We start from the raw sequence: 22,447 nt of genomic DNA on the forward strand, positions 1-22,447 counted from the left end.
CATGCGACGACTGATGCTGCCAACTTTGAGCATCGGCCTGACTGCTCCTCAATTGTAATTATGGGGGCAGCAGGTGCCTGTAGAGGAGGGACTGCAGGCTCTTTGGAAGCCACCGGCTACCTGACCCGTCCATCGAACAGTTGATCAACAGTCGCCTTAGCGCCACAGCCCTGTAAGTGGCCCGCCTACCGGGGAATCCTTGGGTAATGTCACGGCAGCGACTCGCGATTGTGCTGCTGCAAACTGTGCGGGGTCGCCGCGCTCTATTTCCGGCTCTTGCCCTGGTGGGTAGGCGCCTACCATGCAGAAATCATCGTCCGCCTCCAGGCTGGCATGCCCAACGCCCGCTGGCAGCACTAGCACATCGCCTGCGTAAAGCATCAGTTCCTGGCCGTTAGGGCCTCCCAGCCGTGCCCGGGCCTGCCCTCGGAAGATGCCCAGTGCTTCATGGGCAGTGGAGTGAAAGTGGTCAAAGTCATACAGGTGGTAGCGCCACGCTGGTGGCCAGCCGTGGCGTTTGAACATGGCTTCGAACGACTCGGCCCGTTCCTCGGCATTGCTGAGGTCGAGAACCTGGCGATAAACCAGCACCGGGAGAGGGGAGTTGGGGTAGCCGGTCGCTTTATCGCTGTCAAAATGGAGTAATTCGGGCTGGGGGATCGGCATCCTGGTCTCCTCGTTGGGGGGTGTGTTTTTAGAATAGCTTTGAGCACACTCTTTTGCATAGCCGAGCTAACCGATAACGGGCTGGCTGCGTATTTAGTCGATTACCGCCAAGCAGCGTATCCCTCGTTTTCTGTTCGATTGCCTTGATAGCATCAGTCGGTATCATATCCTTGATGTTGTCCATCATTACGTCCTTATTACCGCGAGCTTCTATGACCCAATCTAAAACGCCCTTCATTGTGGTACTGAGCTTGGCATTGACCATGATGCTGGGCCCGTTTTCCATGGACACGTACCTGCCGGCTTTTCCGGTTATCGGCGAATCGCTGGGGGTTTCTCAGCAGGCGGTATCGTTGAGTGTTTCGGTGTATGTATTCGCGATGGCGTTGGGGCAGTTAATCGGCGGTGCGCTTTCAGACCGCTTCGGGCGCCAGCGTGTTTTGATGAGCGGGCTGGCGATTTTTGCGCTTTCAAGCGTTGTTATTGGTGTGGCGGATTCTTTAAACATGCTACTCAGCGGGCGGGCCGTTCAAGCCCTTGGCGCCGGTTTTACTCTGGTATCTGTACCGGCGCTGGTACGCGACCGAGTGGCGGGCCGCGACGCCGCGAAACTGTTTTCGATGATGGGCTTTATCATGGTGCTGGCACCTGGCATTGCTCCGAGCGTAGGCAGCGCGATTCTGGCGCTGGGTTCCTGGCACACTATCTTTTTCGCCTTGGCGGTATACGCGTTATTGCTGGTGCCGTTGTTGGTGCGGGTGATCTTTACCGGTACGGGCAAGGTGTCTCGAGCGAAAAGCCCTAAGATGAGCCTGCTGGCGCGTTACAAACTGGTACTGTCGACCAAGCCGGCCCTGCCGTTCATCGTTTGGCAGGCCGCTTCTTTTTCTACCCTGATGATGTTCATCACCTATGCGTCATTTATCTATCAGGGGCATTTCGGCCAGTCACCTTCGGCCTTTTCGATACTGTTTGCGGCGAATATCGTCGCTATGCTTATCTTCAATATTCTCAATCGGGCGATGCTTTCCAGGCTGTCTTCGCTGCTTATCCTGCAGTTGGCAACGGGCTGTCAGGCAGTTGGCGTAGTATTGCTGGTGATGGCTGCCTTTATGGATTGGCCGATGTATGCCTTCCTGCCCCCCATGATGCTGACCATCGGCTCGATAGGGGCGATCTCGCCGAATATTCAGGCCTGTTTTTTGGAGTTTTTTCCCACCAGTGGCGGGACGGCCGCAGCGCTTCTGGGCGCAGCCCAGTTCGGTGTCGCCGGGCTGCTGAGCGCATTGTCCGCCATGGTGCCGCATACGCTTGAAACGGTCATTCTGGCTATGGCCGCCTGTGGCTCGGTGGCGTATCTGATGCTTGCCCGCTCTATCATCAAAGGGCGTGCCGCTGGCGAGGTGCTCTAGGTCAGACGGCGCGCTCTTGCTAAAAGCCTTGTGTTAACCAAAACATGGGGCTTTTTTAGTTCGTGAACATGTGTCGTTGGCGGTGTGGTGCCCGCTATGTCGCCCGAGCGGTATCATCATCGGTTTGCCGGTGACGGGGTCTTCGATCACCCGGCTCTCCAGGCCAAATACCTCCCGGACCATCTGCTCGGTCAGAATCTTTTCTGGTGGGCCTACTACGTACACCTGGCCGTTAGCCATGGCGACCAGTTGGTCGGCGTAGCGGGCGGCCAGGTTGAGTTCGTGGAGTACCATCACGATGGTGGTGCCGCGCTGTCGGTTTAGGTCGGTGAGAAGATCCAGCACGTCGACCTGGTGGTTGATATCCAGAAAGGTAGTGGGCTCATCCAGCAGCAGCACTTTGGTTTGTTGGGCCAGCGCCATGGCGATCCACACCCGCTGGCGCTGCCCGCCGGAAAGCTCGTCTACATGGCGTTCGGCCAGCTCGCTCATATGGGTGGCGGCCAGGGCGTCGGCGACGGCAGTCTCATCGGCCGCGCTCCAGCGTTTGAATAGCCCCTGGTGCGGGTGGCGGCCTCGGCTGACCAGCTCGAGCACGCTAATGCCTTCCGGGGCGATGGGCGATTGCGGCAGAAACCCAAGTTGCTGCGCCAAGCGGCGGGTGGGTAGCTGGTGGATGTCGTTACCCTCCAGCAGCACACTGCCCTGGGTGGGTGTCAGTAATCGTGAAAGCACGCGCAAAAGCGTCGATTTTCCACAGGCGTTGGCACCCACAATGGCGGTGGTCTGACCGGCGGGCACGGTCAGGCTAACGTCATGCAGAATGGTGCGTTCCCCGTAGCCTGCCACCAGGCCTTGGGCGAGAAGTGAGCAAGCGCTCATAGAGTGCCTCGGGTTTTGTTGTCGCGAAGTATTAAGTAGAGAAGATAAGGCGCACCTAATACGCCGGTCACGATGCCGACCGGATAGCGGGCGGGCAGCAGGAACTGTCCGGCGTAATCCCCCAGCAGCACCAACAGAGCACCTACCAGAGCGGCGGGCACCAGCAGCGAGCCGTTGCGGCCCATCAGCCGCGCCGCAATGGGGCCGGAAAGGAACGCTACAAAGGCCACCGGGCCGGAAACGGCGGTGGCAAACGCCACCAGTGCCACCGCGGTGATGATTACGATCACCCGCGTCACCGCCAAGCGAACACCCAGCCCGGCGGCAAGGTCGTCACCCATGCGCAGAGTTTCAAGATCGCGGCGGCAGCTTAGCAATAGTCCGCCGAACAGGAGCAGGGCAATCAACAGCGGCAGCGCTTGATCTAGCTGTGCGCCGTTGACGCTACCGGTGAGCCAGCGCAGGGCCTCTTGCAGTGTCCAGCTGGGTGCGCGCATCAGCAGGTAGGCGGTCACGCTTTGCAGCATCGCGGCCAATCCGATACCAATCAGAATCAACCGACCGCCGGTCACGCCCTGGCGCCAGGAGAGCGTGTAAATCAACAGCGCCACGCCCAGCCCTGCAGCAATCGCCACCATCGACACCGCCGGGCCGCTCAGCGATAGCACCACGATGGCAAACACGGCGCCGGTACTGGCGCCGGTGCTGATGCCAATGATGTCCGGGCTTGCCAGCGGGTTGCGCAGCATGGTCTGAAAGGCGATGCCGCCCAGGCCAAAACAGGCGCCTACCAGCACTGAAACGATGGCCCTGGGCAGGCGCAGCTCACGCACGGTGAAACCAGCGCCAGGCACTTCCGCACCGCCAAGTATGCGTAGCACCGTGGTTAGCGGGGTGAAGGACTGTCCCAGCATCAGGGTTAATAGCACGCCTGCTAAAAGACAGGCAACAAGCACCGCCATGATGCGTGCGCGGTGCCTGGCGTTCGTCCGGCGGATGTGTCGGAAGTGGCTGATCGCGTTGAGGGGCGGCTGGTTCATAGCGAGCCTACCTTGCGGTTGCGCACAATCCAGATAAACACCGGCGCACCGATAAAGGCGGTCACAATGCCAACGTCCAGCTCCGATGGGTGGGCCACCAGCCGCCCGGCCACGTCTGAAAACGTCAGTAGTACTGCACCACCCAAAGCAGAGAAGGGCAGCAGCCAGCGGTAATCGCCGCCCGCAAGCAGGCGGCAGGCGTGGGGCACCACCAGTCCTACAAAACCAATCGGGCCACACACGGCGGTAATCGAACCGCATAGCAGTACCGCGCCCACCGCCGACATGGCTCGAGCTACCGCTACCTTCTCACCCAGCCCGGCGGCGGTGTCGTCGCCCAGCGCCAGCATATTGAGTTTGCGCGCGGCGAGTAAGGTGATCACAAACCCCGTCGCCAGAAAGGGCAGCACCGGCAGCAACTGGCCATAGGTCGCGCCGCCCACGCCGCCGACTAACCAGGATTGCACCAGCCCACCGATATCGCCACGCGGCAACACTACGGCGGTCGTCAGCGAGCTAAGTGCCGCGGTGATGGCGGCACCTGCCAGTGCCAGCCTGAGCGGCGTGGCGCCGCCCCGGCCAAGGCTGGCAATCGCGTAAACCGCACAGGCTGCGATACCGGCGCCAGCTATGGCTGTCCAGATGTAGCTGGTCGTCTCATCGATACCGAACCAGGCAATGCCAATCACCACCGCCAGCGCCGCTCCGGCGTTGACGCCCAGAAGGCCGGGGTCGGCCAGTGGGTTACGGGTCAGGCCCTGCATGACTCCACCAGAAACGCCTAGCGCGGCTCCCGCCAGCATGGCAAGTAACGTGCGTGGCAGGCGGCTGGCCACGGCGGCATCGCCCATGGTTTCTACTTGGCCGCTCAGCGCGGCGACGATTTCCGACCAGCCTACTTCTCGGGCGCCAAACGCGACAGAGAGCGTGGCGGCAAGGCCGAGCAGAACAAGCAGCGCTGCGCCACCGGACAACCGCTGGGCAGCATTGCGTTTGATGCGAAGAGCGACAGCGCGATTAACGCTTGAGCCAGACGCCGGGACGCTACTGCTGTGACTTGCGTGCGGCTTCTGAGAGCAGGTCTGCATAATCGTCCAATAGCCATGAAATCGACATGGGGGTAGGGTTGGCCGCCGTGCCCAGCGGCGTGTTGCCGAGCATGACAATGGCGCCGTTTTCTACTACTGGCAGGCGGGAGGTGAGCGGGTGCGCGTTGAGCTGATCGATCAGCGGCTGACCACCGTAAGTGACGAGAATATCCACGTCGTTGAGCTCGTCGATCAATTCAGAGCTGATTTCGCCAGCAAATTTACCGGGAGTGGAGTTCTGTTTGACGACTTCAGGCGAGACTAGCCCGAGGTCATGAAAAAACCGCACCCGCGCGTCGTTGTCGGTGTAGAACGAAATGCGCCCCAGGTTAGTGGGGTCAAGGTGGGTCACGAACATGGCTGTCTTGCCCGCTAGCTCTGGGTGGTTGTCGGCGGTGTCGGCAATCTGTGTCTCGATTTGCTCGATGAGCGCCTGGCCTTCCTCCGCCATGCCTAGTCCGGCGCTGTTCAGTTGAATCATATCCCGCCAGTCGGTTGCCCAGGGACCTTGGGGGTAGGCCACCACCGGGGCAATCTGGCTCAAGGTGTTGTAGTCCGCTTGGCTCAACCCCGAGTAGGCCGCCAGAATCACATCGGGCTGGCTGGCAGCCACGGCTTCAAAATCAATCCCATCGCCTTCATCGAACAGGGGCGGGGGCGCGCTACCTAGCTCTTCAAACCGGGCTTCCACCCAGGGCAGCAGCCCGTTGTCGTTGTCATCGCCAAAGTTGGCAGCGGCAAAGCCGACCGGTATCACGCCAAGCGCCAGCGGCACTTCGTGATTGGCCCAGGCCACGGTCGCTACCCGTTCGGGCTTCTCAGAAAGCACGGTTGTGCCCAGAGCATGTTCGATTTCAAGGGGATATTGCTGCGCGCCAACGGGAGCAGCGCCAAGGCTGCACGCAGTGAGAAGGGCCACACAGGCGGCCAGACGTTGATGGAGCGATGCCATCGCTTCCTCCGAAAGCTTGAGTCTTTGAAATAGCTCTTTGCTAAAGCCCTTTGAAAACGCTCTTTGCAATAGCGTGATATCCGAGAGGTAAGTTCGCGGTGTCAGTGGGCTTGGCAAGTGGCTCCAATAACGTATGGCGTGTTGCCAGTGTGGTCGCTATTTTTAAAACAAATGATTATGATTGACATTAGCACTATTGACTCGGTGATGCTAGCTTCGGATACTCTCCCGGCTTTTCAAAAGAAAATTATAAGGCGAGCAGGGCCGGTTTAATTATTTCAAGGGATCTTCAACATGACTGATAGCAAAGGCACCGTCCGGCGTAACGCAAGCCGCTTGCGGTGGCAGCAGACCACGACAGCCATTCTGTGCGGCACGACGCTGGTCACACTTCCCATGATTGGGAACGCACAGGAAACCGGCGATGGCAGTGACGATAATGAGGGGTATCGCCTCACTCCCATTATCGTCAATGCCCAGGCCTACGCTGATGATGATGCCAACTCGATCGTTGCTCAAGAGCTGTGGGTGGGCGGCAAAGTGGCCACCAGTATTCTCGATACGCCGGCCTCTGTGTCAGTCATCACTGAGAAGGAGATCGAGCAGCGCAACGCCTCAACCACTGAGGAAGTGCTGCAATATACGCCTGGCGTTCTCACCGATTATTACGGCACCGATGACCGTAATGACTATTTCCAAATCCGGGGCTTTCAGGCGACCACCTACCGTGACGGGCTGACGCTAGGCTCAATGCGGGGTGTGCGTGAGGAGCCTTACGCCTATGAGCGCGTCGAGGTGTTGCGTGGGGCCAACTCCACTCTATTTGGTCCCGCGGATCCGGGCGGTTCGGTCAACTTTGTCAGCAAGCGGCCACTGTTTGAGCGGTTTGGAGAGGGCTATCTCTCCTACGGTTCATTTGATGCAAAAGAGGCCGGTGTTGATGTGGGTGACACATTGAACGCTGACGAGACAGTGGCCTACCGCTTTACCGGCACCATCCGAGACAGCGATCGCGAGTACGATCACTCGAAAGACAACAATGGTTTCTTGATGGGCGGCCTGACCTGGGAGCCAACGGATGCCACGTCAGCCAGTGTTATCTTCGATTACCTGAAGCGTGACGACACCCCTAACAGCGGTGGTTATCCGCTTGACCGTGAGTATGATCGCAGCGAGTTCTTTGGTGAGCCTGGCTTTAATTATCATGATGTCGAGCGTACCAGCCTTACCGGACAGCTCACCCATGATTTCAACAACGGCCTGACGTTGCGGGGCAACTTGCGTTACAGCGACCTGACCGACGACTTCGGCTATGTCTATATCACTGACTCTGCGGCGCGAGTTGGCAGCGTGGTGGATCGCGACTACTTTGGTACCGACAACGAAGCTCAGGAGCTGATCGGCAACGCTATTCTGCAATACGATGCCCGCTTTGATCAGGTCGATAGCAGCACGCTCGTGGGTGTCGAGTATCGCGATGCTTCAACCGAAGACAGTTCGTTTTACGGGGATGCGACCTCCATTGATATCGCAAATCCCGTCTTTAGCGGTGCCCCGAGTACCCTGAACGTCTACAGCAGCAATAAGCAGGACTTCACCACCGAGTCGGTCTTCCTGACCCAGAACTTGTCCTTTTATGATCGATTTATCGTGACGGCGGGCGTGCGCAACGATGGCCTGGATATCTCCAGCACGAACATGGCGGGTGACACTGATTCCGCCGACTATTCGGAAAACTCCGTTCGTGGCGCGCTGACCTATCGCGTCACCGACGAAGTTTCCGCTTATGTCAGCATGGTGGAGTCTGTCGCACCGCCCACAGTTGGTGTCGAGCCCGAGAGGGGCGAGCAGTATGAGATTGGCGCGAAATACGCTCCATTCGGTACCAATGCGCTGTTTTCGGCGTCCATTTATGACCTGACCAGAGATGATGTCACTATCTCGGTGGTACAGGACAATGGCGTTATCGAGCGGGAAACCGTGGGTGAGTCCCGCGTGCGGGGTATTGATCTTGAGGCCAAGGCTGAATTGACCGATAGCCTTAGCCTAGCGGGTGGTTACTCCTATATGGAGTCGGAAGTGGTGCGCGACAGCAATGCAGCCAGAGAAGGGAACGAGTTTACTGCGGCACCCAAACATACGGCGTCGTTGTGGGGCTACTATACCTTGCCACGCCAGGACATGAGTGTTGGCCTTGGCGCCCGTTATGTCGGCTCCTACTACTTTGACGCCGCCAATACGTCCAAGAGCAGTGCGGCCACGCTCTTCGATGCAGCCTTCAGCTACCAGCTCACCCAAGATGCCGACCTGGCCGTCAATGTCAGCAACTTGCTCGATGAGCAGCACGTGGTCGGTTCCAGCACGGCTGATTACTATAATCCGGGGCGCGAAATCAGCGCTAAAGTGAGCTATCGCTGGTGATGTACTTCCCCCGCTTTTAAAGGCGGGGGGAGGCGCTTTACGCTTCTTGAACACCGTCAACGATAAAGACGCGGTAGTCGGCGCCCTGGAAGCGGTGCTTGCGAGCTTCCTGGTAGGCGGGGCTTTCATACCAGGCGCGGGCGGCAGCCATATCGGGGAAGCGCAGAATCACGGCCCCTTCCATGGCGCTGCCTTCCAGCACTTCAAAATCACCGTAGAAGGCGAGCGGCTGCGGGTCGTGGCCTTCACGAGCGGCTTTCGCCTTCTCGCCGTAGCGCTCCATCTCCTGAGCATCGTGGGTGTGTTCGCGGGTCAGTACGACATAAGCGGGCATTCAGTTCTCCTGATGTCATCGTTAATCAATCCGCTAGAGCATATCACCGCCTAACAGCGGAGCCACATTAGAAAGATCGTTATTCAGCTTTACTGGAAATATCGGCTGTCAGGGGCGGCACTGGTTCAGGCGCTGACGCTATCAACGCCACGGGCTCCAGTTGGTCGTTTTCCAGCGTTGCCAGGATTATCTCGTAACAGTCGTCGATATGGCTGTTGCCCAAATACTTCATGGTGGCGAAGCTGATCCCGCCCGCAATGGCGCTGCCCAGGAAGGGTACATACTTAGACGCACTTTTTGCCGATATCCTGCCAGTCATCCTTTTGAACGTCATCATGAGCAGTTTACGGGTGATGTATTTGCCCGCCATCTTGCTGCCGGTCGTTGAAATGGAGTTCATGACAAATAGCCGGGTCTCTGTATCCAGGCTCTCGATCTGTTCAGGCGATAAGCCAAATTTTTCGTTAATCTTGGGAATTAACCGCAGCAATATGGCGACATCCGACCCGATGTTCACGCCTGGGATGGGAATGATGGCGGTGCCCGCGGAAAGGCCCGAGCTCTTCGTAACCATCGAGCGGCACGATTGCTTGATGGCCTCGAGCTCTTCAAGTGACTCGATCATATAAGGTCCTTTTTAGATCAAACGGAAAAGGCGGCAGCCCAAGCGGCTGCCGCCTTGCTCACGCTGTTGATTTAAGCGTCTTATTCGTCACCTTCATAGGTGACACGCCAAACGGCGTTCGTCAGGTCATCAGCGATGATAAGGGCGCCTTCGGGGTCGATGGTGACGCCGACCGGGCGACCGCGGGTTTGACCCTCTTCAGTCAGAAAACCGGAGACGAAATCAATGGGGTCGCCAGAAGGGCTGCCATCGCTGAAGGGCACAAAGACGACCTTATAGCCAACGGGGTCGGCGCGATTCCAACTGCCGTGCTCGCCGATAAACACACCTTCAGCGAACTCATCGCCCATTTCGGGGGTAGAAAAGGCGAGGCCTAGCGGTGCCACATGCGAACCCAGGCTGTAATCAGGGGCAATCGCCGACTCGACCTTTTCAGGGTCCTGTGGGCGAACGCGGGGGTCGACATTCTGGCCCCAATAGCTATACGGCCAGCCGTAGAAACCACCTTCCTGAACAGTCGTAAGGTAGTCAGGCACCAGGTCGGGGCCTAGCTCGTCGCGCTCGTTGACCACGGCCCATAGCTGGTCAGTGTCTGGCTGAATGGTCAGCGCGGTTGGATTGCGCAGCCCGGTGGCATAAGGCCGATGCATGCCCGTTTCGGCATCAATTTCCCACACCTCGGCGCGGTTAACCTCCGCTGCCATGCCGCGTTCGGTGATATTGCTGTTGGAGCCAATACCCACGTACAAGAATTCACCGTCGGCGCTGGCGGTCATCGCTTTCGTCCAGTGGTGATTGATTTCAGCCGGTAGCTTGGTAAGCTCCTCCGGTGGCCCGCTGGCCTCGGTTTGGCCTTCTTCGTAGTCAAAGCGAACGACCGCATCCTGGTTGGCCACATAGAGATTGTTATCAACTAACGCCAGCCCGTAGGGCGCGTTGAGGTCTTCGGCAAACACCGACTGCTCGTAGTTGCCATCGCCATTTTCATCGCGCAGCAGGGTTAAGCGATTGCCGCTCTCAACAGTGGTGGTGCCCTGGCTTTTGATATATCCGGCAATGAAATCTTTCGGCTTCAACTGAGGCGCGTTGCCGCCGCTACCTTCGGCCACCAGAATGTCGCCGTTAGGCAGCACCAACGTTTGACGCGGTATCTGAAGATCCGTCGCAATGGCGGTAATGGTGTAGCCGTCGGGAACGGTGGGTGACTGGCCCCCCCATTCAGCGGGCTCGGGAATTGTCATGTCGGGCAAAAGCCCGCGTTGCGGTTCAGCAAGGTCAGGGTTTGGGCCGTACTGTTGTGCGTCTTGGGCGCTGGCGCTACCTGCCATCAAAAGCACCGAGAGAGGTGCAGCGTAGAGGCTGGGAAGCTTCATGACTTACCTCCAGTGCCTAGGCGAGAAAAACCGACCCACGTGGCTGTGCCGGCCAATAAAACAACAACAATGGAGAGGGCAAAGCCAGCAGGCATCATGGCCCAGGCGTCCCGCGCATGCGCCAGCGCATTAACAAAAGCCAGTATCCCTGTCAGCAGTAGTAGCGCTGGGTAAATCATGTGCGCCAGGCCGCGGTGCGAAGCGCGAAAGAAGCCAATAATGGCACATAAAAATGCAAGCCCTGTGAATACAAGCCCACCCACGTTTAACCAGGAAGCAAAGGTAGCCCATTGAATATGGTAGGTCGTTGAGTAGGCGTAATCACTTAGCGTGGCGCCCAAAAAGAGAGGGATAGTGCCAGCAAGCAGTGTGGCGTGAAGCGGATTCAGCCCGCTTCGATAAGTGCGATTGTCAGTGGCTGTCACGGCAAACTCCTTATGCTGTTCAAGCTAATTAATTTACCTAGATTGACCGACGCTAAACGCCAAGCCATCCCAGGCAACGACATCATGTTCGTCAGGGGGGAGTATAGTTGACGATCAAAAACTTGCCCAAAGCGAAGCGGGCAGGTGGTTAGCCGCACGTGATGCTCATGAATGCTTACCATAAGAACTCTTTAATGCTGCCACGAGACCGCTTTTTGTGAGGAGATGCGGGGGAAGTCACATCTTACTGAGCATTTCGACCGCTTGATCGAAGTGTCCATCCCGCTCTGCCCAGCGCAGGAACTTCACTTTCTCCACCAGAATTTCCTTGGGTGTCGGTTGTTGGCTAAACAGCGTCATGACTTCTTCGATGTAGTCATTGAGCGGCATATAGCCTTCCCGGGTCGACTGGCCTGGCGTCAGCTCTGTCTGTACGGCGGGAGGAGCGAGCTCGATGAGCTCGACCTTACCCTTGAGCTGTTCGCGTAGGGAGATTGTGTAGGAGTGGATGGCTGCCTTCGTGGCGTTATAGGTAGGCGTACCGCTTAACGGTACAAACGCCAACCCGGAGGAGACGTTCACGATTGCCGCGTCTGGCTGCTTTACCAGATGGTCGGTCAGTGCGTTCGTTAGCCGAATTGGCCCGAGCAGATTGGCAGTGACCGTCTGCTCGGCATCGCTCAAATCGCGGGTGCAGGACACGTCTTCGCGCCGCATAATGCCCGCATTGTTGATCAGTACATTGAGGTTGGGGTGCTCAGCGACGACACGCTCTGCAAAGGTAGTAATGGCTTTTGGGTCCTCGATATCGGCGACCATCGCGTGCATATCGCGCTGACCAGCAATGGTCTCCTCCAGCGTTTCCATGCGCCGACCGGCGACGATGACGGTGTTGCCAAGAGCATTGAAGCGTAAGGCAAGTTCACGGCCAATCCCGGAGCCGCCACCGGTGATAAGCATAGTATTTCCTGATGTTTTCATGGTTTCACTCTCCGTCTATTTGTAGGATTCGATGCCACTATGTTTTAACAATTCGGTGGCGGTGGGGCTTGCCAACACCTGCGCAAAACTTGCCTGATCCTGCAGGTGTGGAGAAACAACTTATCGGCCATGCTAAATTTGAGTCGAGAGGGTGGCTTGAGGAAAGCAGATGAACTCACTTATACAAGCGGTTCAGACATATGCCACGCAACATGCTAATAGCGATGGTTTGGTGTTATCCCGTGTGCCGGGGCTTAGTATGATGTGTGTAGAAACCCCCGCTGGTGACTTGCAATCGATATATAAACCGCTGGTTTGCCTAGTGTTACAAGGGGCAAAGCGGATGATGGTCGGGCGCCAGAATAGAGTGGTAACTGCGGGGGAATCCGCGATCGTGAGCGCGGATATGCCTGTCGTCGGGCGGATAGTCCAGGCGAATCCGAGCGAGCCCTATCTGGCGGTCGCGGTCGAACTGGACATGGTTATCTTGCGCGAGCTTGCCGCTCACTTAGGGACGCCGCGGCCACAGCGGCCATCTGAGATGCAGACACTATTTGCTGAAGATACCGAAGCCGAGGTGATTGACTGCGTATCACGGCTGATGAAGCTGCTGGATCGCCCTGACTCAGCACCGCTTCTACGCCCGGGTATCATGCAGGAGTTGCACTATTGGCTGCTATCGGGCCCTCATGGCATCGCTTTGCGGGGTATTGCCGACCCTGATAGCTACGCGAGCCGTCTTGCCGCTGCCATTGACATCTTGAGAGCCGAGTACACATCGCGCGTGCCGGTGGAGCAATTGGCGACAAAGGCAGGCATGAGCCTCACCTCGTTTCATAAGCACTTCAAACACATGACGTCGCTTACGCCGGGGCAGTACCAGCAACGGCTGCGCTTGATCGAAGCGCGCCGCCTAATGCTCCATGAAGGGTGTTCCGCGAGCCATGCTGCCTTCGAGGTGGGGTACGAAAGTGTTTCTCAGTTCACTCGCGAATACGGTCGCCTTTTCCAGCTGCCGCCAAAGCGTGATGCGCTGCGCTTTCAAAAATCCAGCGAGGCGAACAGCAGTCATGCAGCGGCGTCGCAACGACTAGGTGCCTGAGCCTTCTGCAGGCACGTCAGTGCCAAGCTGTGCGTGTTTATCGATTGGGTCGTGGCGTTGATGGCGCAGCACGCACCTACGGTTGATCGACGGGGAATAGACGTTTGAGAGGTGAGCGGGGCCGCGTTGGCTGATTCGCCATGATGCGCGCCAGGCGCTCGAGGGCCAGTTCGAGCCGCTCAATCAAGCCCTCCAACAATACCCGACGGTCGGCGGGTACGTCGCCGTAAGCCTTTATCGCCTCATCCAACTGCTGGCCTGCTTCACGAATCCCTTGGGGTGGCCGCCCGTTGGCGCTCGCTTCAAACCCCTCTGCCAGCGTGCGCAACAGGTGGTGGTGGGCGTCGCGAATGAACGGGTGAGGTGCATCATCCAGCCGGTCACGCAGGCGCAGCGTTGCAGTGCCCAGGTCGAGCCCGGTCAAACCAAGAATAAACAGATGGCGCTGGTCCTCTGGCAGCATGTCGTCGTGCTGGGCCAGCTGCAGCAGGCGGTCTGCCATGTGACCGCTGAAACGGGTCTCGGCGTCGCGAATCGAGCGTCGTCCAAGCTCGTGTATATCCCGGGATATGGCCTTGATCAGACGCCGCCGCCTGAGCCTTGCGCCAAGGCCTGGCAGCAGCCGAAAGCCCATGACCACAGCGCTCAGCCCGATTACTACCGCCACCACCCGGTTGGCGAAACTGTCGAACGAGAAGTCCATGCCGTTGCCGGGCATGGTGAGCAGGATATTGAAAATGGTAAATGCCAGGCAGTAACCCATGGTCGCTGGGTTGGTGGCGCCCAGCAGGCCTAGAAACAGCGGCGTGCCAAACAGCATGGCCAGCATCGGGAAGCCGTTGGCCTGTGAGAGCAGCACGTGACCGAACAGAAAGGCGCTGGGGATTGCCGCCAGCATGCCCTTGTAGAACATCATGGTAATCGCCAGGGGATTGTCACGGCTGGCGAAGAAGGCGGAGAAGAGCGTGCCCAGCATCATCGCGATCATGGCGCTTTGCCAAGCAGTGACAATCCAGAAGGTTGCCAGCAGCGAAAATAGCAGCCCCGAGCGTAGGGCGTTGATACTGGCGGCGAGGTGGTCACGGTGCCAGGCCAGTGGCGACGAACGAAGCTTGTGGCTCGCCGGTGAGGCTATCGCCTCGCGGGCGTCGAGCATGATCATGGCGTGACCGATGGATTCACGTAGCCCCAACCGGAGACGACGATCGAGAGGGGCTAAGCTGGCCTCTTCCTCACTTTCATGAACCCTATGGCGTAACGCCTGCAGGGCTTTTCTAGCCTCAATGACTCCTTTGACGTGTTCAGCATCGCGAAAGCCTTTTGCGACCTCGCCCGCGAGTTCGATACTTTCAGGGGCAAGGCGGTCGGCGTGGTCGTGCATCAATTGGTGAAGCGCCTGCAGGTTGGCGAAAAAGCGTAATGTGCGCCGCGTTAGAACATGAGTAGCACGCACTCGGCCGGGGCCCACCGGGCCTTCAAAACGAGCGGCCTGGCTATCGGTTTCAAGCAGCGTTAACGGCCCTAGACTGCTGCGCAGGGCCTTCTGCATGGCTGGAATATCGTCACTGGCTTCTAAGCGCAGGGCAGCATGCTCGAAGGCTTCATTGATGACGCTGTCAGCCTGGGTGGCAAGGTGGGTGCCTACATGGGAAGGCCAAAGCAGTGAGCTGACCAGCATGGCGCACACTGCGCCAAGCCCCAGTTCTGAAAGGCGTGCCACGGCGATGTCGAAGATGCCAGCCGGGGTGCTGCCACTGGAGATCACCACGATCAGCATCGCGGTCACGGCGGCCATCAGGCAACCATAGGTGTAGTTGTTACGCCACAGCGAACCGACATAAGTGCACAGCATGATCCAGCCGGTCAGCACGATAAGCGCAGGTATTCTGGCCTGGGCAAAGAGTGCCATGATCGTGATACCCGCCACTGCGCCGATAAAAGTACCGACAAGCTGGCAGATGCCTTTTTCGACCACCATGCCACTCATGGGTCGGATCTGGAGAAATGCTGCCGAGATCAGTGCCCAGTAAGGGCGCTCCAGGTCGAACAGCAGCGCGATGTAAAGCGCGAGCATCATGGCCAGGGTCGTCTTGATGGCGAATTTGACCGCCGTGGCGTTGGGTGTCAGGTAAGTACTAAGAAACGGTGACATGGGTCACTCGGGCTGTTGGGTCGAGAGTTCGTCGGTAGACTCGGCTGGCTCGACGCGTACCGTGGCCGTCATGCCAACGCTCAGCAGCGTGTCATCGGGCACCTCGTCTAGTGCGATGCGCACCGGTATACGCTGCGCCAGTCGCACCCAGCTAAAGGTGGGCTCCACCTGCGGTAGCAATTGCTGGTTGAGGGTCGTGTTGCTATCGGCAATGCCGCGGCCAATACCGACGACGCGTCCTTCCAGGTGTGTATCGCCATTCATCAGCACGACCTCGACCGGCGCGCCAACCTGGATAGAGGGCATTTTAGTCTCTTCAAAGTAGCCCACGACATAGAAAGAGTTTTCGGCAATCAGCGCCATGACCGGGGAGCCGCGATTGACGTAAGTCCCCGTGCTGAGTTGCACATTGAGTATGTGGCCACTGACGGGAGCACTTATCTGGGTGCGCGCCAAATCAAGCTGGGCGCTGGCCAGTTCCGCTTGGGCCTGTTGCAAATCGGCTTCGGCAATCCGCGAGTTGATCTGGGCGATCTGCTGGTTCTCTGCGCTAATCGCTCGATTGTTGCTCAACTGGTTGCGACGGCTCTCTTCGGCACGGCTTAGTTCCAGCGTTGCCTGGCGATGATTGACCGTGGCCTGGGCGCTATTCGCCGCTGCCTGGTAACGCGTGTCATCGATCTCAAACAGCGTATCGCCCTGGGTTACATGGTCGGTGTCAGCGACATTTAGGCTGCGCACCCAGCCGGAGACATCCGGTGCAATAGTGACGACCTCGGCGTGAACGCGAGCGTCGCGGGTCCATGGGGTATAGAGATAGTACCGCCATAGCCAGGCACCGGCGGCGATGGCAATGGCAACGATGATCAAGGTGAGCAAAATACGAAGCGAAGGGCGCATCAACGGTTCTCTCAAGGGCTGTCACAAGGACTGTATTAAAGGCGTTCAAGCAAGACGGTAAACAGGAAGGTGGTCGCCGCCATTAAGATGACAAAAAGCGAGATATCGAACCAGGCTTCATACCAGAGTGCGTACTCGCCAACCATCCAGTGCAGCAGTGAGCGAATGACCAGTGTGCCGATAAAAGCAATCAGCGCGTAGATCAGCAGTGGACTGAGATAGATGCCGCCAACGGCAATTTCTTGAAGACCCATAACATCCTTACGTGGCAGGGTGTTGATAATGATGAAAGTAATATTAGCCTGTTAACAATAGATGGGTCAGGTATTTTGTCTCCCTTTAATACTCGGAAAAAATGATGAAGTCGAACAGGGTTAGCGACGTTATAAGCCCTTTATCCTTGCAAATACTTCCCTGGTAACCGTTCGGCCAGATACTCCATAAATAAGCGAGTGCGTTGAGAAAGCGTGGCTTGTCGGTAGTAAACGGCGTTGACCGCTTGAGTCTGCAGCTCGGTGTGGTCGGGCAATACGTCGATCAGTGACCCCTTCTGGCGGGGAGCGATGGTCATAAAGTCGGCCAGGCAAACAATCCCTTCTCCGGCGATGGCCAGCTCTATTAGCGTGCTGCCGCTGGAGGCCGACAGGGTAGGTGTGATGTGTAAACGCTTGCCGTCGGCGCCGGTGAGCGGCCACTGATTAAGGTGTTCTAATTGACTAAAACCCATCAGGCTGTGTTGCGTTAATTCATCAATGTTTTGCGGAGCACCGTGGCGTTCAATATAGGTGGGGCTGGCGAGAAGTCGCAGCGGACTATGGCCCAGCAGGCGGGCGTGAAGGGATGAGTCTTCCAAATCGCCGATGCGAATGGCTAAATCGACCCGCTGTTCCAGCAGGTCGACAAACCGGTCGTGGGTATCCAGTTCCAGCGTAATACCGGGGTAGCGGGCGCGGAACTCGCCAATCACCGGCACAATCACGAACTGCATAAAACTAGGGGCTGCGTTGACCCGGAGCCTGCCTTGAGGCTGGTTGTGGCGATCCAGCATGGCTTCTTCGGCCTCTTCCACGGCGGCCAGAATACGGCGGCAGTGGTTCAGAAATGTTTCGCCCTCTTCCGTCAGTTCCAAACGGCGCGTGGTGCGACGCAGTAGTGTGGCACCGAGTTTCTGCTCTAGACGATTGAGTGAGCGGCTCACCCCGGAAACAGTGATGCCCAGCCGCTCGGCGGCGCCGGTGATTGAGCCGCTATCCACTACTGTCACAAAGGCTTGCTGCTCTTCAAGGGTACTTTTCATGATGTGTTTCTCATAAAGTGCTTTTCACAACGTTCTCAAACCCCTTAATGGTCAGTGATGAGCATTGTTGATTTTAAATCAAAAGTGTCTTGCCGCAGCATCGCTTCTTTTTTTTCGCCATAACTCCCACAATACGCGCCATTAACATCATGTCTACTTTCGTTAGCGATGATGGTGAACCTCTTTGGGAGAAATTGCTAAATGAAGATCCTGCTGATTAATGGTGGTAAAGCCTTTGCACACTCTGGCGGTGAGCTCAACAATACGCTACACGGCGTGGCGGTGAGTACGCTGACGGAGATGGGCTACGAAATTCGTGAGACGGTCATTGATCAAGGCTACGATCTTGAAACCGAGGTGCAAAACTACCTATGGGCAGACACGATCGTGTACCAGATGCCTGGCTGGTGGATGGGCGCGCCCTGGATCGTGAAGCGTTACATTGATGAAGTGTTCACCGAGGGTCACGGTTCGCTTTACGCCAGTGATGGCCGCAGCCGCCAAGACCCAACCAAGCAGTATGGCAGCGGTGGTTTGCTACAGGGCCGTCGTTATATGTTGTCGCTGACCTGGAACGCCCCCTTGGAAGCGTTCGAAGAGCCGGATAATTTCTTTGAAGGGCGTGGCGTGGATGGTGTTTATTTCCCGTTCCATAAATCTCAGGAATTTATCGGTCTAGAGTCGCTGCCGACGTTTATTGCCAACGATGTGATGAAAGTACCGCAGGTAGACCGCAACCAAGCCGATTACCGCGACCATCTGCGTAAAGTACTTGGCTAAGCTTTGTACGTCATATGTCCCTAAGCACGACTAAACCGGTAACGAATTTTAGGTAGCGTACGAGCGACAGAGGGAAGGCGGGTTACCATCACCAGCGCCGCAATAGTGGCATACATCGCCCACTCCTGCATATCGGCGCGTACCACCCAGAAGAAGTGCAGCAGTACCAACCCCAAAATGGCGTAGGAAAACTTGTGCAGCGGTTTCCAGCGTTTGCCTAAGCGCTTCATCGCCCAGCGGTTGGACGTGGCGCCCAGTACGGCAAGGCCGATCAGCGCGATCATGCCGACAATAATGTAGGGGCGTTTAACGATTTCGCTGCCTAGCAGCGCCCAGTTAAGCCCCAGAATAAACAGCGCGTAGCTGAGCATATGCAGGGTGGCGTAGGCGAGTGTCCAGAGACCGAGCTGGCGCCGGATCAGCGCAAAGCCTTTCCAGCGGGTAAGCTTGGTAAGTGGGGTAAGGCTAAGGGTGAGCAGCAACATCCACAGCCCGCCGATACCGATATTCAGCAGTAGGTAGCGTCCAGGCTCGGGGCCGGCAGCGTTAGTCGCTACCTGCCAACTCCAGAACAGCAGCGGTGCTAGCGCGGCCAGAAACACGCCCACGCGCCATGCTAACCATATACGTGGGCTGGCCATTAGTAATTTTCCTTCAAGTTCATACCCGCATAGAGCTCGGCGACTTCGTCGGCATAGCCATTAAACATTAGGGTATCAATGGTGTTGGGGTTGAAGAGGCTGTTGGGCAAACGACGCTCGGTGGCTTGGCTCCAGCGAGGATGGTCAACCTCGGGGTTAACGTTGGCGTAAAAGCCGTACTCATCAGCGGCGATCTTCTGCCAGGAATTCACCGGCTGCTCTTCCACCAGCGATATCCGCACAATCGACTTGATGCTCTTGAAGCCGTATTTCCACGGCACGACCAGCCGCAGAGGGGCGCCGTTTTGGTTGGGCAGTTCCCGGCCGTACATGCCCATGGCCAGTAGCGTTAGCGGGTTCATGGCTTCATCCAGGCGTAAGCCTTCCACGTAGGGCCAATCAATGATCGAAAACGAGGAGCGCTGCCCGCGCATTTGCTCAGGATCGACGAGGGTTTCAAAGCGTACGTATTTGGCTTTGCTGGTAGGGTCGGCGCGTTTGATGATTTCGGCCAGTGGAATACCCAGCCAGGGAATCACCATCGACCACGCCTCCACGCAACGCAGGCGGTAAATACGCTCTTCAAACTGTGACGGTTTGGCGAAGTCCTCTAGGGCAAAGCGACCGCCGTTGTTAACTTCGCCATCGACCACCACGCTCCAAGGTTCCGTCTTCAGACTGCCCGCATGGCGGGCAGGGTCGCCCTTGTCGGTGCCGAATTCGAAAAAATTGTTGTAGCCGCTGGCATCATCAAAGGGGGCGATCTTGTCTTTTTTGGGGTCGCTGGGCGTAATCGCTTCCCACTGAGTCTCGCTGATTTTTTCCTTCAACCACGCTGGCGCATTGCCATCAGGAACATCCGAATAATCGGCATTAGCTTGAGCGTGGCCGGAAAGGGCCAGCCCCGCACCCAAGCCCGCCATACCCCCCATGAAGCGTCGGCGGGAGAGGTAAATAGATTCCGGCGTGACATCGGATTCGTGTAAGTCACTCGGTTTGGCAATCTTTATTAGCATGGGGTGTCTCCACTAGCGATGGATAAGGTGTGTGTTACTACTGTGACCAGTTTGTACAAGATTTATCACAGTTAACTCTCCAAATTATTACGTTTTTTAAACGTCGGCTCAGTGGGGGTGTATACCGGCAAGCGTATGCAGAAGGACGCTCCCCCAGGGGCGCGGTTTTCCACACGGATATCACCTCCCTGAAGGGTCATGATTCTGCGCGCAATTGCCAGCCCGAGCCCTGCATGGCCAGAGCCGCTCGAGGCTTCACCTCGATAGAAGGGATCAAAAATATGCGGCAGATCCTGTTCTGCAATGCCCGGGCCACTGTCTTGCACGTAAACCTCCGGTTTGCCGCCCGTCTGACCAACCACGACATCAATACGGCCGCCAGGGGGACTGTAGGTAATGGCGTTGCTGATCAGGTTGTCCAACACTCGTTCGGTCATGGCGAGATCGGCATAGGCGGTGGGCAATGCCGGATCGCCGCTTAGGCTTAGCGTTAACTGACTCTCCTGGGCGGCTTGACCGTGCTTCTGAACCACATCGTGCACTAGCTCTGCGAGTGGGAAGGGTTCAGGCACCGGCTGCTTTTCCCTCGCCTCAAGCGCAGCAAGCTCGAAGAGCTCATCCACCAAACGGCTTAAGTTGCGACCCTCTTTGAGGGCTATATCGAGAAAGCGATCCTGCTCCTGGGGGCTGAGGCGGTCACGTCTTAATTTGAGGCTTTCGATATAGCCTTGCATGGAAGCCAGCGGCGTTCTCAAGTCATGGGATACCTGGGCAACCAAGCGGCGACGCTGGGCGTCCTTTTCCTTCAACTGTTCAATCTGATAGGCAATCCGGTTGGCCATATCGTCGAAGGATGCCCCTAGGTAATCGATTTCGTCGCGTACCACGGGCCGCTTGTCGCGCCATCTTGTCGTGTTAAAACCAGCGCTGGGCGAGTTCTGATTCATATTGCTGTTTTCAAATTCTGCTACCAGCCGCGTCAACGATCTCAATCGGCGGGTCAGTAGGTGGAAAATAGTCAGTCCCGCGACCATTGCTACCACCAGGCTAACCAGCAACGCCCAGGCGCTCATTGCGAGTATTTTGCCGCCACGGGCCATGGTTTCCGCCGCATCGTATTCCTCACCCCGCAACACCACATAAAGATACCCTTCCGGCTTATTGGCGGAGGGCACCGGGGTAACGGAAAAGACTTTCTGCCGATCATGGCTGCGAGGGTCATCGCCGAGTAGCGGGTAAAGGCTCATGTCATCCATTAGCCTGCTGATGGGCGCCAGGGAGACCTGATTGCGTTTGATTTTCGCCGGGTCTGCCGAATAGGAGAGGATAGTGCCATCGAGATCCAGCAGGTAGATCTCGATACTAGGGTTAATGGCCATGTAGAGGGCGAACAGTTCTTCCATGGCGCTACGGTCAAGTTCACCGTCGCGGACTAGGTTCCTGTCAGACACTAAGTTCTGGGCCAGATCCTGATGCAGTGCCTGATTGACTGACGCACTGTATTCACGCAGCGAATACAGGCTGATAAAGGTGTACAGCAGGCCGACGGCCAGCAACAGCAAAAACAGGCCGAGGGCGAGCCGGGTGTAAAGTGTTTTCAGCATGGTTTTTTCAGCATGTTTTATTCGCGGAAGCGATAGCCCACCCCCCAAACCGTCTGGATAAATGTCGGGTGAGCGGAGTCCGTTTCGATCTTACCGCGCAGCCGGTTGATGTGGGTATTGACGGTGTGCTCGTAGCCTTCGTGGCTGTAGCCCCACACAGCGTCGAGTAGTTGAACACGACTAAATACCCGCCCGGGATGGTTGGCAAAGTGCCAGAGCAGATCAAACTCCCGCGCGGTGAGTTCGACGGCTTGCTCGTGTATAAACACTCGCCGCCGAACGGGATCAATACGTAGTCCATCGGTGATTAACGCTTCACTGCAGGTTTCCGCGACGGGCGTGGATGCCATGGCATCCACGCGTCGGAATAAGGCCTTCACCCTGGCAGAGAGTTCGGCCACGCTAAAGGGCTTGGTGAGGTAATCATCTGCCCCGATTTCCAGGCCCAGTACACGATCCAATTCAGTACTTTTAGCCGTGAGCATCAGTACCGGAACGTAGCCTGGGCCAGCGCGGATTTCGCGGCAAACTGACAGCCCATCGATGCCAGGTAACATCAGATCAAGAACCACCAGGTCGATTCCCCCTTCACGAAAACGTGCAAGCCCGGTATCACCCCGCTCATAAAGAACGGGGTTCATGCCGAGTTCGGCGACGTGTATACGGAGGAGCTCCCCAATACCCGGGTTATCCTCGATAATCAGTACGTTTCGTGTCATAGGCGCCTGGCATTTAAATGCCCTAGATAAGTGTGTG

General features: G+C 57.3%; 22 protein-coding genes. 4 read left to right on the forward strand and 18 right to left on the reverse strand.

The window, feature by feature from the left end; genetic code table 11:
• Positions 1–156: 156 nt before the first annotated feature.
• Positions 157–666, reverse strand: a complete 510-nt coding sequence (locus tag V8L70_RS11360; protein WP_101147973.1) for a cupin — start codon at positions 664–666, stop codon at positions 157–159.
• A 212-nt stretch (positions 667–878) separates the two neighbouring features.
• On the opposite strand from V8L70_RS11360, the gene V8L70_RS11365 reads away from it, so the two are divergent.
• The gene (locus V8L70_RS11365) at positions 879–2,078 is read left to right on the forward strand and encodes a Bcr/CflA family efflux MFS transporter (RefSeq protein ID WP_101147974.1); all 1,200 of its coding nucleotides are present in this window, start codon (positions 879–881) and stop codon (positions 2,076–2,078) included.
• A gap of 33 nt (positions 2,079–2,111) precedes the next feature.
• Here V8L70_RS11365 and V8L70_RS11370 read toward each other — a convergent pair whose 3' ends face one another.
• Genes V8L70_RS11370 through V8L70_RS11385 form a run of 4 tightly spaced genes read right to left on the reverse strand, consistent with a single transcriptional unit; the run spans position 2,112 to position 6,040 of the window.
• Positions 2,112–2,960 (reverse strand): ABC transporter ATP-binding protein, encoded by an 849-nt coding sequence (locus V8L70_RS11370; protein ID WP_101147975.1) that lies wholly within the window; start codon positions 2,958–2,960, stop codon positions 2,112–2,114.
• A complete protein-coding gene (locus V8L70_RS11375; RefSeq protein ID WP_101147976.1) occupies positions 2,957–4,000 on the reverse strand; it encodes a FecCD family ABC transporter permease in 1,044 nt (347 codons plus the stop codon). Before V8L70_RS11375 ends, V8L70_RS11370 begins: the two co-directional genes overlap by 4 nt.
• Positions 3,997–5,088: a FecCD family ABC transporter permease gene (locus V8L70_RS11380; protein WP_232774980.1), complete on the reverse strand. Its 1,092-nt coding sequence runs from the start codon at positions 5,086–5,088 to the stop codon at positions 3,997–3,999. The genes V8L70_RS11375 and V8L70_RS11380 overlap by 4 nt, the downstream gene beginning before the upstream one ends.
• Positions 5,045–6,040 carry an iron-siderophore ABC transporter substrate-binding protein gene (locus V8L70_RS11385; RefSeq protein ID WP_101147977.1) on the reverse strand — a complete coding sequence of 332 codons (996 nt, stop codon included), beginning with the start codon at positions 6,038–6,040 and terminating at the stop codon, positions 5,045–5,047. Before V8L70_RS11385 ends, V8L70_RS11380 begins: the two co-directional genes overlap by 44 nt.
• 294 nt (positions 6,041–6,334) lie before the next feature.
• Between V8L70_RS11385 and V8L70_RS11390 the strand changes: the two genes are divergently transcribed.
• A complete protein-coding gene (locus tag V8L70_RS11390; RefSeq protein ID WP_101147978.1) occupies positions 6,335–8,461 on the forward strand; it encodes a TonB-dependent siderophore receptor in 2,127 nt (708 codons plus the stop codon).
• A 37-nt stretch (positions 8,462–8,498) separates the two neighbouring features.
• Here V8L70_RS11390 and V8L70_RS11395 read toward each other — a convergent pair whose 3' ends face one another.
• The 5 genes from V8L70_RS11395 to V8L70_RS11415 form a co-directional block, all read right to left on the reverse strand.
• Positions 8,499–8,795, reverse strand: coding sequence for a DUF1330 domain-containing protein (locus V8L70_RS11395; RefSeq protein ID WP_008957813.1), 297 nt, complete (start codon positions 8,793–8,795; stop codon positions 8,499–8,501).
• A 79-nt stretch (positions 8,796–8,874) separates the two neighbouring features.
• The gene (locus V8L70_RS11400) at positions 8,875–9,420 is read right to left on the reverse strand and encodes a hypothetical protein (protein ID WP_008957812.1); all 546 of its coding nucleotides are present in this window, start codon (positions 9,418–9,420) and stop codon (positions 8,875–8,877) included.
• Between the two features lie 80 nt (positions 9,421–9,500).
• Positions 9,501–10,793, reverse strand: a complete 1,293-nt coding sequence (locus tag V8L70_RS11405) for a PQQ-dependent sugar dehydrogenase (RefSeq protein ID WP_101147979.1) — start codon at positions 10,791–10,793, stop codon at positions 9,501–9,503.
• Positions 10,790–11,218, reverse strand: coding sequence for a DUF2231 domain-containing protein (locus tag V8L70_RS11410; RefSeq protein ID WP_101147980.1), 429 nt, complete (start codon positions 11,216–11,218; stop codon positions 10,790–10,792). Before V8L70_RS11410 ends, V8L70_RS11405 begins: the two co-directional genes overlap by 4 nt.
• A gap of 237 nt (positions 11,219–11,455) precedes the next feature.
• Entirely contained in the window at positions 11,456–12,199 is a 744-nt protein-coding gene (locus V8L70_RS11415) for an SDR family oxidoreductase (RefSeq protein ID WP_101147981.1), read from the reverse strand.
• Positions 12,200–12,368: 169 nt separating this feature from the next.
• Between V8L70_RS11415 and V8L70_RS11420 the strand changes: the two genes are divergently transcribed.
• Entirely contained in the window at positions 12,369–13,301 is a 933-nt protein-coding gene (locus tag V8L70_RS11420; RefSeq protein WP_101147982.1) for an AraC family transcriptional regulator, read from the forward strand.
• 76 nt (positions 13,302–13,377) lie between these two features.
• Here V8L70_RS11420 and V8L70_RS11425 read toward each other — a convergent pair whose 3' ends face one another.
• From V8L70_RS11425 to V8L70_RS11440, 4 genes are all read right to left on the reverse strand, one after another.
• Positions 13,378–15,453: an FUSC family protein gene (locus tag V8L70_RS11425; RefSeq protein ID WP_101147983.1), complete on the reverse strand. Its 2,076-nt coding sequence runs from the start codon at positions 15,451–15,453 to the stop codon at positions 13,378–13,380.
• A 3-nt stretch (positions 15,454–15,456) separates the two neighbouring features.
• Complete coding sequence (locus V8L70_RS11430) at positions 15,457–16,353, reverse strand: efflux RND transporter periplasmic adaptor subunit (protein WP_101147984.1); 897 nt, start codon at positions 16,351–16,353, stop codon at positions 15,457–15,459.
• 35 nt (positions 16,354–16,388) lie between these two features.
• Positions 16,389–16,607 carry a DUF1656 domain-containing protein gene (locus V8L70_RS11435; RefSeq protein ID WP_008957805.1) on the reverse strand — a complete coding sequence of 73 codons (219 nt, stop codon included), beginning with the start codon at positions 16,605–16,607 and terminating at the stop codon, positions 16,389–16,391.
• Positions 16,608–16,747: 140 nt separating this feature from the next.
• A complete protein-coding gene (locus V8L70_RS11440; protein WP_101147985.1) occupies positions 16,748–17,650 on the reverse strand; it encodes a LysR substrate-binding domain-containing protein in 903 nt (300 codons plus the stop codon).
• A 201-nt stretch (positions 17,651–17,851) separates the two neighbouring features.
• Between V8L70_RS11440 and V8L70_RS11445 the strand changes: the two genes are divergently transcribed.
• Positions 17,852–18,430 (forward strand): NAD(P)H-dependent oxidoreductase, encoded by a 579-nt coding sequence (locus tag V8L70_RS11445; protein WP_008957798.1) that lies wholly within the window; start codon positions 17,852–17,854, stop codon positions 18,428–18,430.
• Positions 18,431–18,450: 20 nt separating this feature from the next.
• Here the strand turns inward: V8L70_RS11445 and msrQ are convergent, their stop codons facing one another.
• From msrQ to V8L70_RS11465, 4 genes are all read right to left on the reverse strand, one after another.
• Entirely contained in the window at positions 18,451–19,071 is a 621-nt protein-coding gene (gene msrQ, locus V8L70_RS11450) for a protein-methionine-sulfoxide reductase heme-binding subunit MsrQ (protein WP_101147986.1), read from the reverse strand.
• Positions 19,071–20,087, reverse strand: a complete 1,017-nt coding sequence (msrP, locus tag V8L70_RS11455; protein WP_008957794.1) for a protein-methionine-sulfoxide reductase catalytic subunit MsrP — start codon at positions 20,085–20,087, stop codon at positions 19,071–19,073. Before msrP ends, msrQ begins: the two co-directional genes overlap by 1 nt.
• A 71-nt stretch (positions 20,088–20,158) precedes the next feature.
• Complete coding sequence (locus tag V8L70_RS11460) at positions 20,159–21,691, reverse strand: HAMP domain-containing sensor histidine kinase (RefSeq protein ID WP_101147987.1); 1,533 nt, start codon at positions 21,689–21,691, stop codon at positions 20,159–20,161.
• A gap of 17 nt (positions 21,692–21,708) precedes the next feature.
• Positions 21,709–22,410 (reverse strand): response regulator transcription factor, encoded by a 702-nt coding sequence (locus tag V8L70_RS11465; protein ID WP_101147988.1) that lies wholly within the window; start codon positions 22,408–22,410, stop codon positions 21,709–21,711.
• Between the last annotated feature and the right edge of the window lie 37 nt (positions 22,411–22,447).

The sequence above is a fragment of the Vreelandella arctica genome (genome assembly GCF_037070215.1).
In the GTDB taxonomy this organism is placed as follows: Bacteria; Pseudomonadota; Gammaproteobacteria; order Pseudomonadales; family Halomonadaceae; genus Vreelandella; species Vreelandella arctica.